A 16,166-nucleotide genomic window follows, 5' to 3' on the forward strand; every position below is an offset into this window, starting at 1 on the left:
TTAAGTTTGTCAACTACAAAACAAAGCGATGCTTGTTAGGTTCAACTTGATTACGATCTGCCTTGCGCATACCATGATAAGCAATGAGTAAAGTATCAAAATCAATAGCTTCCTGATAGCCAAGATTCAAAGCATCAATTTCTTCTGCCGACTGTTCAGTTACCTTCAAGAATACAGTATCTTCTTGTCCTTCTGAATAGACAAGCACTTCAACTCCATCATAATCACCTTCACCAGTTTCAAGATCAACATTCACAAATTGAGCACCTTCATTTTTAACAAATTTACATGCTCCCAACACTTCTTTTGGATTCAGCAACAAATCGTTCAAGATACGATATTTTTTCGAAAAAATTTCTACACGATTCCCAAGTTCAAGTCCATTTTTAGCCATTATTTATTTCCTCCTACACGTTTAAGTCCTTTAGCCAATACATTCGTCGAAGCAGAGAAATTTACTCCTTCAACATAATCTTCCATAAAGATAGGATCAATCGCTTCAACTTCTTCATTCGGTTTGTAAACGGTCATATCCTTTGGAGTAATAATAGAAAACATACCATGTTTTGCATTCATTACAATATGACGTGTCCCATCAAATGGCTTGCCCTCAATAATCGCTGGAGCTTTTTCAGAACGAACATAATTTGCTTTCCCGATTGCTTCAGGATTAAACTTAAATTTTTCAATTTTCATTTTTTTAATTTTCCTTTTCTATTTACATTTTTCAAAAATAAAAAGGTGGTAGTTCCTGTTACTCTACCACCTTCTACAGCGCACTAAACTATTTTATTCTACTTCTTTCTTACGATTCACACCAAATAGTCCTAGCATAGACAAGATACCAATACCAACGAATCCAAGGATACTAGAAGCTGTTCCAGTATTCGGAAGAGCTGGTTGCGGTTGTGGTTTATGTGGTTCTTCTGGAGCTGGTGGCTCAGGAGTATGAGTTACAACCTTAGCTTCCATTTCTTGACCATTGACAATGTTCAAGAATTTATTTTCGATTTCTCCACTTGAGATACGCTCGACTTCAACAAAGAAATCAGCGTCAAACGTTCCTTGCACTCCTAGAGAGTTCAAGAACTCTTTGTCAATAGTGTAAGCCCACTTACCTTCTTGTTCATTCCAAGTTACTTTAACAATTTTCTTGATAAAGTCAGAGTTTGTACTTTGGTCGAACTCAAATTGGAAGGCATAGATAGAACCTTTAGGAATTCGGTCACCTGCCTTAATAATTTGACCATTTTTAATAGTCACATCATAAAGCAATGTAAGGTCTTTTCCAGCCGTATACTCAGTACCCTTGATAATACCTTTCCATTTGCCCGTATATCGATCATGCTTCACATCCAGCTTATCTACACCATCATACTGAGAAAGAGTGTCATGTTTAGCTGGGACAGTCACACCATTCAAAAGATAACGAATATACTCACCAATTTGAATTTCTTGACCATCACGAATCTTAGAATCATCTTTTTGATCCAAAGCATGTTTTTCAGGTTTCAAATCAGGAATTTCAACAGTTACCAAATTAGACTTATGATCAATTCCAAAATCGATCTGATGGAAATCATTTTGAACCTTTTGACCTTCTTTTACCAACAATTTAGCAGACAAATCAAAAGTCACATTTTTACCCTTGGAAACATAGTTCTTGTAGTAAGCAGCGTTGTCTTTTGGAACCCACATATAGAACTCGCCTTTTGGCGAGAACCCTGATTCTTTCAAGATTTCATTGACAACATCTGTTCTTCCTTTGTCTGAAAGAACATGATACATGTCAAATAATTGCTTAACATCTTTTCCTTCATCGTCGGTTGCCTTAGTTTTAGCATCATCAACAGTATAGGCGCCATCTTGCACATCGTCTACAATCGCAAAACGTTTCGCAATTGATTTAGGGGACGCAGTAAATTTTGAATAAGGAGCATAGTCAGTCTTCAACTTAAATTTCACATTCTTGTCGAATGTTGTTGCTCCGTTAATATCATTGCCATGTGTATCTTCAACAGTCTTTGTTGGATTTACAGATGGCTTGTAGCGCAAGTTAGCATAGCGTACATGAACTGTACGAGTTTTTACCTTACCTGGCTCAGGAAGATATTCAGGATCAGGAATTGTATCCTTTTCATGCTTTTCAAGAGTAGGCTCGACTGGTGGTGTCGGAGGAACAAATGGTTTAGAAATAGAGGCATTACGACCCCACAACTGAAATGCATAATCACTCATGAATAACTCTTCATCACTCATTGGATCTTTACCTTCAGCTTTTCGACGTTCATCAGAAGCCTTACGAACCGCATCCCATTCTGCTTGAGAGCGTGTCGCAAGAGACTTATTTCCAGTCGAATAAAACAAGTGCATACGCTCACCATATCCAGCAGACAAAATCGAACCAACAGGAACATCAGCTTCATCACTTACATTCTTATAATAATGATCACTTGCCTTCCAACGATTCAAACCAGAAGGATCATCATATCCCATTGGAACATCCCAGCGATGTTCACCCTTGTAAACAGTTTTACCATCACGATTAGCTTCAACAACATCTGATCCACTTGGATTCTTCACAATTCCTGTAGTACCATCTTCATACTCCCAGCGTAATTCTTGACCAAAGTCAATATCACTAAATGCAGAAACCATTGCCAGCTTAATTTTCTTACCTGTACCCTCTTCAAAATACTCAATATCAGTATCAACCGCCTGCATATTGAACACATTAAAGTTAATCGCACCTGTCACAGAATTTTTCTCATGTGAAACCAACATACGATGATAAACAGATTCAACACCATCCTTTTTCCATTCAGGAGTTACAGACTTAAACGTAAACTTAGCAGAAATTTTCTTACCTGATTGTGTTTCCCCAATGTTATGAATCGTAAATGAATCTCCAACTTTAGGCTTATTCACAAATTTTCCTTCCGTATCACGCCAAGAATAATCTTCAAGCAAACCTGCTCGACTTGATGTAATCTTTGTGTCAGCATGATAACCCAAGTAATCTTTCACCGTTTCAAGACCAGAAACACCATCAAACGCAACCTTAAAATTCTTGTAATAATTCATACTTCCACGACCTGCTTCATTGTACTCACCGTACATTTTCACACCAGTTGCAGAACCAGCAAGTCCCAATTTTTCCAAATCAGATTTTGCCTGTTTGAATTTCTTTTCTTCTTCAAGATATTTTCCATATTCTTGATTATATTTCTTCTGAGCGTCATCGTTACGCTTATCAATCTGATCATTCTCTTCTTTTAGCTCTTTTTTAGCCTTCTCATGAGCCTGACGAATCTTTTCATTCTCATCCTGAACATGCTTCTTCTCAGTCTCATTATCTGCTACATCTTTCTTGTAGCCAGCAATTTCAGTAGAAACCATATTTGCTTGATTCGCATAATCCTTTTCTACACTAGCTTGTTTCTTCGCAAGTTCGTCTTGCCCCTGAGCAACACCTACATCCACAGGAGAATCCTGTTTCACTTCTAAACCTGCTTTCTTAGCTTCAGAAACAGCCTTATCAACAGTCGAATGATCAACTACAACATCGACGGTAGTGTTCTTCTTGGCAGTTTCGTCCTGCTTAGGTGCTTCTTGTTTAGGTGCTTCCTGAACAGTTTTTGGCACATTTTGATTTGCACTCAACTCGTCAGCAGATACACTACCTGATGAAAAAGCCATAGCAAGAGCAGCCATACCCAAAATTACTCCACAAGCACCATAATGCTTCACTTTACGAATTGAACCAAACACTTTTGTTTCTTGTCTTTTAAACATTAATTTTTCTCCTTTTTTCTTTTTTTATTTTAAATAATGTTTTTTCTTTTTTCGATCTCATTCATTAGATGGTGAACGTGACCTTTCACAAACAACCAAAACCACTTCTTCTCCTTTCAAAAATAAAAAAACCAGTAAAAACTGACTCTTTAATCTTCAATAATCACTCCATCTTCTAGGAAACAGTGATACGTTTTTTCAATTTTCAATTCAATCTTACTACAATAGCTACGAGTAACTTGACCAACCGCATACAAACGATTATACAAATCTTCACAACATTTTTTTGAAGAGACATAAACATCAGCACCATTTTTTACATGAGCATAGATTTTCAAATTCCAACAGAATCGTCTATAAATTCGGTTATACTCTTTTATGATCCATTCTTCAGAATAAGTTCTTAAACCTTGATCCTCTTTATAACCATATTCTTCGATTTTAACACACCTCTTTCCTACTACTCAATCTTCTCTACTAGGTCAAGTAAGAATCGCTTCACTTCACCCTTATAAACATATTTTGTCTTATCATCATCAGAAAATCGAATAGTTTCTTCATAACTCTTTCCTTTAGTCAACATTACTACCAATCCATGAGAAAACTGATGGTGACAGCCTAGGTTATCTAAATCCTTCGTTGATAAAACTTCTTCACGTTTCACAGTGAATTTTTCATCAACATTGATAAAATCATCTATCCTACAATTATAAAGTTTTGCAAGTTTGTAAAGTTTATCAATACTAGGCTCTCGATCTCCACTTTCATAGCGTTTATATGCTTTCTTTTGGATTCCTAAATAATTTGCTAAATCATCTTCTGACTTATTATTTCTTTCTCTATATACAATCAATGCTTTTGATACATTTATCATTTTTATTACCTCATTTTCTATCTTCAACACCTCTACTCATATTGCTAGTTTACATAAAGGAACGTAATGGATTCCCTTGTGAAAACTAACAATACTTTCAATCTTTATCAGGACAAAACCTGTTTTATAAAAATCTAGTTATTGTTAATTTTTCGCAAAATAAAAAGGCTTATTTTAAAGCCTTTTTACGTTTTTTTCAATAGAATATAGCAATATAAAAAATGTATGCTCTTATCTTCGCATACTTTCAGCTTCTCAGCCTACTACCTTCGCCAAGGTCACAAATTTAAGGATAACTCAATATCCCCTCTTTCTTACCCAAAGGCATTAGCAAGATTTTACTCTCACATACCGACCATACAACACATAGACCTCACTATCTCACTCTAGCTACCTTCTAAGAAGTATCATTGACTGTTCTCAGCCATCAGTTCCCTTTTCTTATCTACTAAGGCGAAAGGACGAAACACCCAACATGAACCTTACAAACTCTAAACTCCTTGCCAACCACATTTACTTATGGTATAATAATACCAATTAACCCAAAAACAAAATATCGTAAACAGCTTAGTAAGATGGAAACACACTTTGCTGGATTTTTGTTTTCAAAAAATTAGAAAAGAGAACATTATGACTGAAATCATTATTAAAACAACATCCATTATCTACAACATTATGAAGTTGTTAGTCCGTCTTTACATTAAATCTTTTGAATACTACCCAAAAATGACAACTTTTTGTACAATCTATGCAATTGTACGTTATCTATTCTTTCCCTAATCCTACTAAGAAAAGTTGGCAAAGAGTTTAGAATCTATAAAGTTTTGTAGATACATTTCATGGAATCTAGCTGGTAGATGTGGCTGAAATCAAGAAGCTCCGTAAAAAACAGGGGAAAGGATTCTTCTCAAAATTAAAAAACAACTAAACTCCATGAAATATATCTACAATCAAGCAACTATTGACATTTTCCCAAAATTTACGTATAATTAAATTGCTAAATTTTTATATTCGTGTTTGGTCAGTGTCTATCATTGCCTGACACGTTTTTTTATTTAATTTTCAAAGACCAATAACTACTATCGTTAGTTAGAGAGATAGCTTATATCTGTTATCACTTTCAAAAGAAATCACTCAATCATTTACTTGAAACAAAACTCATATTTGCAAATTATTGATTATTCTTCTTAAAAGTTTTAGATACACATAAGTCTCACTCTAGCTAGCTTTAATAGCTCTAGCAGTACAACCAAGTACGAGTTGATTGTACTAAAGAACCATTAAATTAAATAAAAGGATCTATATTATGACTTACACCGAAAACGAAATTAACGCACAACTCAAATTCTTTATTAACCCATCCTTCCAAAAAGCTGAAAGATTTGAACAAAAACCGAATCGAACTATTGCTCATGGAACAATCGAAGAGTTATTTGGTGAATTTGAGGAAACTGGCTTCTTCAAATCATTTCCATATACTACCGATGAATTCGATAAAAAATATTGGAAATTTAAAAACACCTATCTTAAACTTCTTATCGACACTCTAGGAACACCTGATTTCTTTGGGGTTAAAAAATTATTTTACCGTGACCTTACTCTTCTTTTGGAAGAGTTTCAATAACTTCATTAAGCAACTTCCGAGAAAATTTCTTACATCTTTCACGATGTTCTCTCTGAATTTGCTCAAGTTCCTCTAAAATCTCTGGGCTAAATACTTCTGAAATCTCATCATTTGAAATACAATATCTAAAATCAAACGGAAATATCGTATAACGTTTTCCTTCTTTTTGTAATTCTGAAATTAACAATGCCACATCTGAACGTTTCATTTTTTCTTCTCCTCATTTATTTTATGAAAGGTATTGACTTTTTATTGTCATTTGATTATATTTCTATTATATAACTTTTTGACTATATCGTCAATAGGTTTTTTAAACTTTTTTATGTTTCCTAAAAAATTAAAAGAATTAAGATTGAAAAACAATCTAACCCAAAAGGAAATCGCTGAGAGATTAAACATTTCTCAACCAGCTTACCAACAATGGGAAAGCGGTCGGCGAAGACCTACACTCACAACCCTTGAAATGTTTTCTGATTTCTTTGGCGTTTCTATCGAAGAACTTTTATCTGATGGAACAGTTCGTATCGAATCAATCCTCAACGCTGATAAAATTTCTTACAAGAACCAACTACTATCAGATGAAACCGTTGATTTAATTAAGAAAACTATAAAAGATTCCCTCTGAAACATTATATCTCATTGAGATAATTATATTATATCTCATCGAGATATAATTGTCAACACTTTTTTTAAAAATTTTGAAAGGTTATTATTAAATGTTACCTGAAAGACTTAAAAACCTACGAAAAAAAGCTGGACTAACACAAAAACAAATAGCTGAAAAATTGCAAGTAGGGCAAAACTCATATTCAAATTGGGAAAAAGGAAATCGAACACCTATTCAACCTACAATAGAAAAATTAGCTGAAATTTTGAATACTTCTTCTGAATACTTAACAGGAATTACTGATGATCCAACTCGCCTAAAAGTTTCTGAAACAGATATTGACACAGCTATTGATAATTCAGTCGCCTATGACGGTACACCCATCACAGATAACGACCGTGAAAATATCAAAGACTTCCTAAAAGAATACTTTGCAAATAAGAAATAATGGAACTAAGAAAAGTTATAGAAGAAATCGAATCCCTAAACTGCAAGGTTGTCTTGTTAGACCATTTAGAAACAAAAGGTCGTTATCTTTTTGTAAACAATCAACACTTCATCTTTCTACGTTCTGACACTACAGATATAGAAAAAATCAATATCCTGCTACACGAGAAGCACCATTTACTGAATGATGATTCCCATAACTCCCTTGCTCATATCGATACCTTCTCACAACGCATCGAAACCAGAGCTGAAAAGGGGAGAATTCTTGACTTTATGAGCTTAATCAACAGCGAGTATCCGATAGATGAACAATTCAACTACCATGACTATCTCAAAAATGCAGGTATACCAAGCACTTACGAAGTGTACGTGCAAGAAATAGCCACCAAATTTTTCAAAGAAAACAAAAAAAATAACATTATCTAAGATAGTGTTATTTTTTTTTCTATTTCCGAATATTTTTCAAATACCTGGTTGCCTATTTTGACCTAAAAAACGAATTAAATATCCAGGAATGTTTGATTTTCCTTCGCTTTTTATTCTAAAATCACAGTACCCCAAAGCTCATCATTACAAGACACAAACAACTTATTATCTTTCTCAGCCAGAGAGAAAAATCCGCCTTTTCCCTTTTTACAAAGCATGAATTCAACAAAATAGACTTCTAAATCTCCTTCATATTCTTTTTTAATCGTCACAACATCATCAAAATCCATCTTATCTAACTGATCAGGATACTCCTTCAAAAAATCCTTCACAAAATAATTAAACTTTGAAACCATATTTTTTGGAAGTCTATCCTGATAACTTATTTCTTTAATTTCCATATTCTATCTCCTTAAGAATCAATAACTATTCTTTAAAATCAAACTTGCAACTTCTTCTCTAACGCTTGCGCCAGAACTTCTGAATAGTTAATTTTCTCTCGATCAGCAAGACGGACTAGCCATTCAGGAACAGTCACATTTTTCCTAATCGCCTTGTTACTTCTCACAAAAGGCGCAGGGTCAACTTGAATCATTGATACAAAACCATCTGAAACTTCAATCTTTAAAATATCACTTGGAGTAGGCAGCGCCAGCCCTTCATCGATATAAGAAGCTAAAACATTTTCAAGCATTTCATGAGCATTTTTCATCGCTTCTTCGATATTTTTTCCTTCTGTACCACCGCCAAATTCTGGGAATTCTACCCAATATCCTGTTCCTTCTTTATGAAAAATAGCTGGATACGTTTTTAACATTCTACTACCTCCAACATTCTACTACCTCTGATGTAAAAAGACTTAGGAAAGTAAACATTACAATCCTAAATCTTTGAGAATCTTTCTTTCCAATCCTCTTCCTAAATCTTCATTTCCATGAACTGGAATCGTGACAAGATAAGAAAAACCCTCTTTCTTAAAATGATGATGACTTCCCCTTTGACGAACTTCAACCCATCCATTCTCAAGAGCTAGTTTCACCATTTCTTTCCCTGTAAGTGGCATATATTATCGTTACCTCCTTACACTTATTATTATACACATTATGCGTATTTTTGTCAAGCTAAAACAGACCAATTTTCTCAATAACTACAAAATAAAATAGACCAGTTTCCTGATCCACTTTATTCTATATTCATTGACTAAAAATATACATTCCTTGGTTAGTTTTTGGTTAGTTTCTTTAAAAATAAAATTTCTTAATTCTTCAATCCTTTTAAAATCAAAAAATCTAACTCCCTCTTTAAATTATTACTATCATATACATCAAATACTAATTTAGATACCCCTTGAATTTTATGAACTTTAATTTCTTCAACGAGTGTCAACTCAATTAATCTCTTAATTTTTTCAAATAAATCAAAAAAATCATCTAAAGAGGTTTCCTCTATAAATTCAATCTCAATTATAGTTCTTTGATTCAGTTCTATTTTATCTATAAATAATTGATCCTCATGAATAGGAAGCATAGACCCACTAACTAGATATTTAATTATCGTACTTTCATCTTTATAAATAATAGTACTGTTGTTAGAATTACCATATAAACCATAGTCATTACTAATCGAGTAGGCAGCTTTACCTCCCCATTTCATTACACCACTAATCTCGAAGAATACACTTTTAAATTTGTTAGTAAATTTTTCTAATGAATTAAATCCACTTACAAAGTATTTAGCACTAAAGGGAAAAATAGAGGTACTCGATGAAATATTACTTGAAACTCCTTTTGAACGGTATGCGTCAAATAATACAAATTTTGCTCCGTTAAATAATTCTACTTTTAATTCAGTTATGCGATTTGGAAGTTCCAATGTACTTGGTAAACCTTTGTTAACTACTATCTCAAGCAATATCCCTCCTTCTTCTTCATTCAAATACAGGCGACACTCCCTTTTTTTTCCATTTAATTCAACTGAACCACTTCCTTGGTAACCTAATTCCATATCAATACCTCCAAATGAATTTTTGTCTTAAACATAGATACAAAAAATAAATAAATCCGTTTTCATATTATATTCTATCAATTATTATAGCACAAGAAAAAAATAAACACCCCCACAAAAAATTGTGGGGGTGTTTATGGGGAAGTTTCAAAAGAAACATCTCCTATTATTGCGCCTTTACAAATAACAAAGGGCTTTTAAACTCGGCTTCCGCCCTTAAATAATCATTAATTGATTATTTAAGAGTAACTGAAGCTCCAGCTTCTTCCAATTTAGCTTTGATTTCTTCAGCTTCTGCTGCTGCAACGCCTTCTTTGATGACACCTGGTGCACCATCAACAAGCTCTTTAGCTTCTTTAAGACCAAGACCTGTGATTTCACGTACAACTTTGATAACGCCGACTTTCTTGTCGCCTGCAGCTGTCAATTCAACGTCAAATGAATCTTTAGCAGCTTCTTCAGCGCCACCAGCAGCAGCTACAGCTACAGGAGCAGCCGCAGTTACACCAAATTCTTCTTCGATAGCTTTTACAAGGTCGTTCAATTCAAGGATTGAAGCTTCTTTAATTTCAGCAATAATGTTTTCAATGTTCAATGCCATTGTTATTTCCTCCAAATAAGTTTTTAATTTTATAATAGTTTTTTCGTAGCTAGGCTACGCTGCGTAGCTTAAGATTAAGCTGCGTCTTCTTTGTTGTCTGCAACCGCTTTGACTGCAAGAGCAACGTTGCGCACTGGCGCTTGAAGTACAGAAAGGAGCATAGAAAGAAGTCCTTCGCGGTTTGGAAGAGTTGCAAGAGCAACGATTTCTTCTTTAGATGCGACAGCGCCTTCGATTGCACCACCTTTGATTTCAAGTGCTTCAGCGTTTTTAGCAAAGTCGTTCAAGATTTTCGCTGGTGCGATAACATCTTCGTTAGAAAATGCTACTGCAGATGGTCCAACAAATACTGATGCAAGATCTTCAAGACCAGCTTTTTCAGCTGCACGACGCAAGATTGAGTTTTTAATGACTTTATACTCAACTTCGCTTCCACGAAGCTCACGACGAAGAACTGTATCTTGCTCAACTGTCAAACCACGAGCGTCAACAACGACGATAGATGCAGCAGCTTTCATTTTTTCAGCTACTACGTCAACTAGTTCCGCTTTTTTAGCAATAATTGCTTCACTCATTAGTGTGTTCACCTCCGTAATTATTTTGCTTGGGGAATTTTTCCAAAAGAAAAACGCGCCCAAACCTAGACACGAAAGTACAATACGCTTCTTTTTACATGATACGTTTTGTCCTCGGTAGGATCTTTATGAGTCGAGCTCCCCTACTGTCTTAGGCAGTTTTTTCAAACCGTATATAAGTATAGCATAGAAAAAAAAAGAATGCAAGATTTTTGCAAACTTTTTTTAAATTTTTTTAAATCTCTACTGTCAAAACTTTGCCTTGCTTGACCACCTGTTCTCCAGCGATATAAACATCATCAACATCACTGGACTTGACTGCATAAACGAGATGAGAGAGCATATTTTCCTGAGGTTGGAGATGAATTTTCCCTTGTGGTTGAATAACGAGAAAATCTGCTTGCTTACCGACTTCTAGGCTTCCTATCTGCTTTTCCATTCCTAGAACCTTAGCTCCTTCGATTGTCAGTGCCTTAAGGGCTGTTTCGATAGGAAATTGGCTAGCATCTCCACTCTTCATCTTCTGAAGAAGGGCTGCTACCCGTCCTTCCTCAAACATATCTAGATTGTTATTAGAAGCTACCGAGTCAGTCGCAATTCCGACTGCTACTCCTGCTTTTTGCAGTTGGATGATTGGAGCAATCCCTGAGGCCAGTTTGAGGTTACTAATAGGATTATGGGCGATAGCTACATGAGAAGTTGCTAAACGTTCAATTTCCCGCTCGTTTAGTTCGACCCCGTGAGCAAAGACAGATAGATAATCTAAGTAACCTAGTTCTTCTAGAAAGGCGAGGGGACGTTTGCCATAGCGTTTGAGGATAATTCCTGACTCTTCCTTGGTCTCCGCTACATGGATATGGATGGGAATGTCCAGCTCTTTTGCCATATCTAAGCTCGCTTCCAGCAAATCTTTACTACAGCTATATGGAGAATGTGGCGCTACCATAACCTTGAAATTTGGATCTTCATATCCTAAGATTTCCTCGATGATAGCTCGAGTTCTCCTTATGGTCTCAGCAGTTGTTTCTGCCTCTGAAGAAAAAAGGGTCGGTGAGAAATAACAACGCATCTTAGATGCCTTGACTGCCTGATAAATTCTCTCAATATCCACACCATTGGGATTATACATATCGTTGAAGGTTGTTGTCCCTGACTGGAGCATCTCTGTCAGAGCTTCTTTGACCGCCTTGGTAGTCATATCGGGAGTAAATCCTGCTTCTGCTGGCCAGATATAGTCATTGAGCCATTCGTGGAGATTGCTGTCGTCTCGGATCCCTCGCAAACCTGTCATAGCAGAGTGGGTATGGCAATTAACCAAACCAGGCATGATCCAGGCTCCCTGATAGTCTATAATCTGCTCAGCTTGCTCTAAAATTTCTTGCTTCTCTTGACCAACATAGACGATTTTAGATGCTTCAACAGCTAAGAGACCATCCAAATAGACATGGAAATTTTGGTCACAAGTCACGATATTTACATGCTGGTAGACTTTCATTGTTTTCTCCTTCTAAGACCCTGATTTTTTCTAGCTATTGTAACAAAAAAGTCACCCGAAGGCAACTTTTAGTGTCATTAAGAATTTAAATGGGTAGGAATGACTTATTCAGAGCTAAAAGCTGCTGCTTTTTTCATTTGGTAATACTTGCCCTTTCTAGCCATGAGGTCCTGATGGTTCCCATACTCAACAATGTCGCCATCCACCAAGACAAGAATCAAATCCGCATCCTGAATGGTTGACAAACGATGAGCAATGATAAAGCTTGTGCGCCCCTTCATGAGTTTGGCAAAGGCATCCTGTACTAGCACCTCTGTCCGTGTATCGATGGAGGAAGTTGCCTCGTCTAAGATAAGAATCTTTGGGATAGCTAGAAAGACTCGAGCGATGGTCAAGAGCTGGGCTTGCCCAACAGAGAGAGATTCTCCTGCATTTTCCAACTTAGTATCGTATCCCTGTGGCAACTGTTGGATGAAAAAGTCTGCGTTGGCCGCTTTGGCAGCAGCAATCACTTGCTCCCGACTAGCATCAGAATTCCCAAAAGCAATATTGTCATGAATGGTTCCTTGCTTGAGCCAGGTTTCCTGGAGCACCATTCCAAACTGCTGTCTCAATGATGCTCGGGTATAGTCGTAAATGGAACGACCGTCCAGCAAGATATCTCCTGAGTTAATAGGATAAAAACGCATGAGGAGATTGATAATAGTTGATTTTCCAGCACCTGTCGGACCAACAATGGCCACCTTGCTACCAGCTGGGATATCGATAGACAAATCCTTAATCAAGATCCTTTCAGGATTGTATCCAAAAGAAACATGCTTAAAGGAAATAGCTCCCTTAACTTGATCACTGGTCAAGACTTCCTTACCTGTTTCAGCCACCTCAGGACTTTCTAAGACAGCATAGACACGCTCTGCACAAGCGAGAGCACTTTGCAATTCGGCTAGAACAGAAGAAATATCGTTAAAGGGCTTAGTGTACTGCTGAACATAGTTCAAAAAGGTCACTAAACGCCCGATGGTCAAGGTGGATCCCATCATAATACGATAAGCTCCCACTCCAGCTAAAAGCGCATAAATGAGTGCATTTACAAAGCGAGTCGAAGGATTGACCGTTGAAGAATAAAAGATGGCTGACTGAGAATAGCCTGCGTAGTTGGCATTCGCCTCGTGCAGTCTTTGGATAAACTCTGTCTGAGCATTAAAGGACTGGATAATAATCTGCTGGCTAAGAGACTCTTCAATCAACTGAGTCTGAATCCCCCTCGTCTCTGTTTGCTTCTGGAAGAGATGATAAGATCTCTTGGCAATAAAGCGTGAAATCACCATAGACAGTGGCGTCAACAGCAAGACCAAGAAGGTCATGAGGAGGTGAATTTGGAGCATGGCTAGAATACTAACCAAAATCATCAAAATACCAATGAAAAATTGGTTGAAAATCATGGTCAAGCCGGCTGCCAGCTGCTCTATGTCTGTGGTCACGCGACTAACCATCTCTCCACTGCCTTGCCGATCCACAAAAGCAATCGGTAAACGATGGAGCTTATGAATGATTCTCTCTCGCAAGTCTCTGGTATAAGAGAAGATTAGACGATTATAAAGAAGAGGATTGACCCATTGTACCAGAGTATTTCCTATGACCACCAAGATCATCTGGATGAAAATCTGCCAAAAAACTGGTGATGAACCAGCCACTAGAACCTGGTCTATGACCTGCCCAATCAGAATAGGTAGGTAAATTGATAAGCCAACTTGGGCAATAGTTCCTAGAAAGGCAAGGAAAAGGAGGAAAGGATGGCTTGTTAAATCTACGGCTAAACGTTTGAGCGTCTGGTTTGCAGTTTGTCGTTTCATGCTAGTCCTCCTTTCCATGTTGGGATGCATTGATTTCGCGATAGACTTGACTAGTTTGCATCAAGTCATCGTGCTTGCCAATAGCTAGGAGCTCACCTTTTTCCAAGAGGAGAATCTGGTCAGCTATCTGAAGTGTCGAAGTCCGTTGAGAAATCAAGATTAAGCTCGTGTTTGGCAAATTTTCTCTAATAGCTTTCAAGAGATTGGACTCAGTGATGGTGTCGAGGGCTGAGGTCGCATCATCTAGGATGAGAAATGGAGCTTGTCGCAAGACTGCTCGGGCAATAGATAGCCTTTGTTTTTGTCCGCCTGAGAAATTTCGTCCTCCTGCCTCAACTAGGGTATCCAAAAGTCCTTCCTTTTCACTGACAAAATCCTTAGCTTGCGCAATCTCCAAGGCCTGCCAGAGTTGCTGGTCAGATATTTCTTGATTGAAACCCAAAGTCAAGTTGGAACGAATAGTTCCTTTAAAAAGTTCGACTTTTTGGGGTACATAGGCAATCCAAGACCGCCACTGCTCAAGATTACGAGGACTACATCCATCTCGATAAATGTCAATGCTTCCCTTATCTACTGGATAAAGTCCAAGTAAGACTTGCACCAAGCTTGATTTGCCAGAACCAGTTCCTCCGATAATACCAAGGATTTGCCCTTGCTTCATATCAAAAGAAATGTCTCTCAGAGAAGGCTTAGCCGCATCTGGATAGGTAAAAGTCAATTCTTGCACTTGTAGAACCTGATCGTTGATAGCTTGCTTTTGTTCTAACGCTGAATGGATATCTTCTGGCTCTTCATCAAAGACTTCCTCGATTCGCTTGGCTGAGATATAGGATTGGTTGAGGGAATTGATCAGCATGGCGAGCTTAACCAATTCCACCAAGATTTGCAAGAGGTAGTTGATAAGAGCAATGAGGGCACCTTGACTGAGTAAACCTCCTTGAATTGAAATATAGCCCTGCCAGATGATGACGAGAAGAGTTCCATTAACAATCAGATAGGTCAGAGGTGTTAACAAACTAGACCAGAAACCCGTCTTTTCTTGCAATCTGGCATAAACTTGGTTAAGGATTTGAAAAATCTGTAACTCTCGTTTTTCTTGTCCAAAAGCACGAATAACTCGCATCCCTTGCAATTGCTGGCGCGTTTCCTGAACCAGCTGATCCGTTTTCTTTCTTAGACTACTGTAGAGAGGATTGACCAGCCGAGATAGACCGACAATGACAATCGTCAAAATGAGTACCATAACCAAAAACCAGAAAGTTAGCTTAGCCGAGATGCGATAGGCCATAAAGATAGCCCCAAAAACGATAATGGGCGCTCGCAAAAAGAGGCGCAGGAATTGATTGATACCAGTCTGTATCTGGTAGGTATCCGAAGTCAAGCGAGTCACCAAGCTAGAAGTTGTCAGACGATCTCTGCTGTCCTTGGGCAAGGAAAGAATATGACGATAAAGGTCGTCTGTCAGTTCTTTGACAAACCCAACCGCTGCCTTGGCTGAGTAAAACTGGGCTATCAAGGCCACTAAAACACCAATCACTGCAAAGATAAGGAGCAGGCCAATCTGCATCCAAAGGTGCCCTTGATCTCTCTGGGGCAAGGACTGATCAACAATCCCTGCAATCACCATGGGAACCAAGAGTTCAAAAACAGCTTCTAGCAGCTTGAACAAGGGAGCCAAAATTGATTCTTTGATATAGGGTTTGAAGTAAGATAGTAAGTGTTTCATAAGTCCCTTCTATTCATATTCTAGAAATGAAGAAAGTGGGAAGCCCCACCCTCTCAGTTTTATTTGTTTAAGTAAGGTAATAGATAGCCATATCCTGCTTTTTCCATCTCATCCTTGGCTACAAAGCGCAAGGATGCAG

At 37.3% G+C, this 16,166-nt stretch carries 18 protein-coding genes and 1 other annotated feature; of the genes, 4 read left to right on the forward strand and 14 right to left on the reverse strand.

The features are described from left to right. Positions 1-13: 13 nt before the first annotated feature. From SORDD05_RS03185 to SORDD05_RS03205, 4 genes are all read right to left on the reverse strand, one after another. Complete coding sequence (locus SORDD05_RS03185; RefSeq protein WP_231077316.1) at positions 14-394, reverse strand: hypothetical protein; 381 nt, start codon at positions 392-394, stop codon at positions 14-16. After that, positions 394-696, reverse strand: a complete 303-nt coding sequence (locus SORDD05_RS03190) for a hypothetical protein (RefSeq protein WP_061417052.1) — start codon at positions 694-696, stop codon at positions 394-396. Before SORDD05_RS03190 ends, SORDD05_RS03185 begins: the two co-directional genes overlap by 1 nt. A 93-nt stretch (positions 697-789) precedes the next feature. Continuing rightward, positions 790-3,795, reverse strand: a complete 3,006-nt coding sequence (locus SORDD05_RS03195; RefSeq protein WP_061417053.1) for an SspB-related isopeptide-forming adhesin — start codon at positions 3,793-3,795, stop codon at positions 790-792. A gap of 460 nt (positions 3,796-4,255) precedes the next feature. Beyond that, the gene (locus SORDD05_RS03205; RefSeq protein ID WP_061417055.1) at positions 4,256-4,669 is read right to left on the reverse strand and encodes a helix-turn-helix transcriptional regulator; all 414 of its coding nucleotides are present in this window, start codon (positions 4,667-4,669) and stop codon (positions 4,256-4,258) included. Positions 4,670-5,975: 1,306 nt separating this feature from the next. Between SORDD05_RS03205 and SORDD05_RS03210 the strand changes: the two genes are divergently transcribed. Beyond that, positions 5,976-6,293, forward strand: a complete 318-nt coding sequence (locus SORDD05_RS03210; protein ID WP_061417056.1) for a hypothetical protein — start codon at positions 5,976-5,978, stop codon at positions 6,291-6,293. Here SORDD05_RS03210 and SORDD05_RS03215 read toward each other — a convergent pair. Next, positions 6,265-6,501: a hypothetical protein gene (locus SORDD05_RS03215; protein WP_061417057.1), complete on the reverse strand. Its 237-nt coding sequence runs from the start codon at positions 6,499-6,501 to the stop codon at positions 6,265-6,267. The genes SORDD05_RS03210 and SORDD05_RS03215 overlap by 29 nt on opposite strands. 144 nt (positions 6,502-6,645) lie before the next feature. Here SORDD05_RS03215 and SORDD05_RS03220 point away from each other — a divergent pair, with 144 nt between their 5' ends. The 3 genes from SORDD05_RS03220 (at position 6,646) to SORDD05_RS03230 (ending at position 7,773) form a co-directional block, all read left to right on the forward strand. Continuing rightward, positions 6,646-6,918, forward strand: a complete 273-nt coding sequence (locus SORDD05_RS03220) for a helix-turn-helix domain-containing protein (RefSeq protein ID WP_231077317.1) — start codon at positions 6,646-6,648, stop codon at positions 6,916-6,918. A gap of 91 nt (positions 6,919-7,009) precedes the next feature. Then, positions 7,010-7,348: a helix-turn-helix domain-containing protein gene (locus SORDD05_RS03225; protein ID WP_061417059.1), complete on the forward strand. Its 339-nt coding sequence runs from the start codon at positions 7,010-7,012 to the stop codon at positions 7,346-7,348. Further along, on the forward strand, positions 7,348-7,773 hold the full coding sequence (locus SORDD05_RS03230; protein ID WP_061417060.1) for an ImmA/IrrE family metallo-endopeptidase: 426 nt from the start codon (positions 7,348-7,350) through the stop codon (positions 7,771-7,773). The genes SORDD05_RS03225 and SORDD05_RS03230 overlap by 1 nt, the downstream gene beginning before the upstream one ends. Positions 7,774-7,883: 110 nt before the next feature. Here the strand turns inward: SORDD05_RS03230 and SORDD05_RS03235 are convergent, their stop codons facing one another. The 9 genes from SORDD05_RS03235 to SORDD05_RS03275 form a co-directional block, all read right to left on the reverse strand. After that, positions 7,884-8,174 carry a hypothetical protein gene (locus SORDD05_RS03235; protein ID WP_061417061.1) on the reverse strand — a complete coding sequence of 97 codons (291 nt, stop codon included), beginning with the start codon at positions 8,172-8,174 and terminating at the stop codon, positions 7,884-7,886. A 38-nt stretch (positions 8,175-8,212) separates the two neighbouring features. Continuing rightward, on the reverse strand, positions 8,213-8,590 hold the full coding sequence (locus SORDD05_RS03240; RefSeq protein WP_061417062.1) for a type II toxin-antitoxin system HicB family antitoxin: 378 nt from the start codon (positions 8,588-8,590) through the stop codon (positions 8,213-8,215). Between the two features lie 57 nt (positions 8,591-8,647). Then, on the reverse strand, positions 8,648-8,836 hold the full coding sequence (locus SORDD05_RS03245; protein ID WP_001131504.1) for a type II toxin-antitoxin system HicA family toxin: 189 nt from the start codon (positions 8,834-8,836) through the stop codon (positions 8,648-8,650). A gap of 194 nt (positions 8,837-9,030) precedes the next feature. After that, complete coding sequence (locus tag SORDD05_RS03250; RefSeq protein ID WP_061417063.1) at positions 9,031-9,777, reverse strand: ApeA N-terminal domain 1-containing protein; 747 nt, start codon at positions 9,775-9,777, stop codon at positions 9,031-9,033. Positions 9,778-10,012: 235 nt separating this feature from the next. Further along, positions 10,013-10,378 (reverse strand): 50S ribosomal protein L7/L12, encoded by a 366-nt coding sequence (rplL, locus tag SORDD05_RS03255; RefSeq protein WP_001196968.1) that lies wholly within the window; start codon positions 10,376-10,378, stop codon positions 10,013-10,015. A 74-nt stretch (positions 10,379-10,452) separates the two neighbouring features. Then, positions 10,453-10,953: a 50S ribosomal protein L10 gene (rplJ, locus tag SORDD05_RS03260; RefSeq protein ID WP_001287274.1), complete on the reverse strand. Its 501-nt coding sequence runs from the start codon at positions 10,951-10,953 to the stop codon at positions 10,453-10,455. 38 nt (positions 10,954-10,991) lie between these two features. Then, positions 10,992-11,127 (reverse strand) — a sequence feature (ribosomal protein L10 leader region). A 61-nt stretch (positions 11,128-11,188) separates the two neighbouring features. Beyond that, positions 11,189-12,448: a TRZ/ATZ family protein gene (locus tag SORDD05_RS03265; RefSeq protein WP_061417064.1), complete on the reverse strand. Its 1,260-nt coding sequence runs from the start codon at positions 12,446-12,448 to the stop codon at positions 11,189-11,191. 104 nt (positions 12,449-12,552) lie between these two features. Further along, a complete protein-coding gene (locus tag SORDD05_RS03270; RefSeq protein WP_061417065.1) occupies positions 12,553-14,301 on the reverse strand; it encodes an ABC transporter ATP-binding protein in 1,749 nt (582 codons plus the stop codon). A gap of 1 nt (position 14,302) precedes the next feature. Next, the gene (locus tag SORDD05_RS03275) at positions 14,303-16,027 is read right to left on the reverse strand and encodes an ABC transporter ATP-binding protein (RefSeq protein WP_061417066.1); all 1,725 of its coding nucleotides are present in this window, start codon (positions 16,025-16,027) and stop codon (positions 14,303-14,305) included. Positions 16,028-16,166: the final 139 nt, after the last annotated feature.

The organism is Streptococcus oralis (assembly GCF_001578705.1).
In the GTDB taxonomy this organism is placed as follows: Bacteria; Bacillota; Bacilli; order Lactobacillales; family Streptococcaceae; genus Streptococcus; species Streptococcus oralis_J.

Bases quoted from the DNA above. Each gene is read 5' to 3' on its own strand.
- SORDD05_RS03185 (WP_231077316.1), bottom strand. From the start codon at position 394: ATGGCTAAAAATGGACTTGAACTTGGGAATCGTGTAGAAATTTTTTCG.
- SORDD05_RS03190 (WP_061417052.1), bottom strand. From the start codon at position 696: ATGAAAATTGAAAAATTTAAGTTTAATCCTGAAGCAATCGGGAAAGCA.
- SORDD05_RS03195 (WP_061417053.1), bottom strand. From the start codon at position 3,795: ATGTTTAAAAGACAAGAAACAAAAGTGTTTGGTTCAATTCGTAAAGTG.
- SORDD05_RS03205 (WP_061417055.1), bottom strand. From the start codon at position 4,669: ATGATAAATGTATCAAAAGCATTGATTGTATATAGAGAAAGAAATAAT.
- SORDD05_RS03210 (WP_061417056.1), top strand. From the start codon at position 5,976: ATGACTTACACCGAAAACGAAATTAACGCACAACTCAAATTCTTTATT.
- SORDD05_RS03215 (WP_061417057.1), bottom strand. From the start codon at position 6,501: ATGAAACGTTCAGATGTGGCATTGTTAATTTCAGAATTACAAAAAGAA.
- SORDD05_RS03225 (WP_061417059.1), top strand. From the start codon at position 7,010: ATGTTACCTGAAAGACTTAAAAACCTACGAAAAAAAGCTGGACTAACA.
- SORDD05_RS03230 (WP_061417060.1), top strand. From the start codon at position 7,348: ATGGAACTAAGAAAAGTTATAGAAGAAATCGAATCCCTAAACTGCAAG.
- SORDD05_RS03235 (WP_061417061.1), bottom strand. From the start codon at position 8,174: ATGGAAATTAAAGAAATAAGTTATCAGGATAGACTTCCAAAAAATATG.
- SORDD05_RS03240 (WP_061417062.1), bottom strand. From the start codon at position 8,590: ATGTTAAAAACGTATCCAGCTATTTTTCATAAAGAAGGAACAGGATAT.
- SORDD05_RS03245 (WP_001131504.1), bottom strand. From the start codon at position 8,836: ATGCCACTTACAGGGAAAGAAATGGTGAAACTAGCTCTTGAGAATGGA.
- SORDD05_RS03250 (WP_061417063.1), bottom strand. From the start codon at position 9,777: ATGGAATTAGGTTACCAAGGAAGTGGTTCAGTTGAATTAAATGGAAAA.
- rplL (WP_001196968.1), bottom strand. From the start codon at position 10,378: ATGGCATTGAACATTGAAAACATTATTGCTGAAATTAAAGAAGCTTCA.
- rplJ (WP_001287274.1), bottom strand. From the start codon at position 10,953: ATGAGTGAAGCAATTATTGCTAAAAAAGCGGAACTAGTTGACGTAGTA.
- SORDD05_RS03265 (WP_061417064.1), bottom strand. From the start codon at position 12,448: ATGAAAGTCTACCAGCATGTAAATATCGTGACTTGTGACCAAAATTTC.
- SORDD05_RS03270 (WP_061417065.1), bottom strand. From the start codon at position 14,301: ATGAAACGACAAACTGCAAACCAGACGCTCAAACGTTTAGCCGTAGAT.
- SORDD05_RS03275 (WP_061417066.1), bottom strand. From the start codon at position 16,027: ATGAAACACTTACTATCTTACTTCAAACCCTATATCAAAGAATCAATT.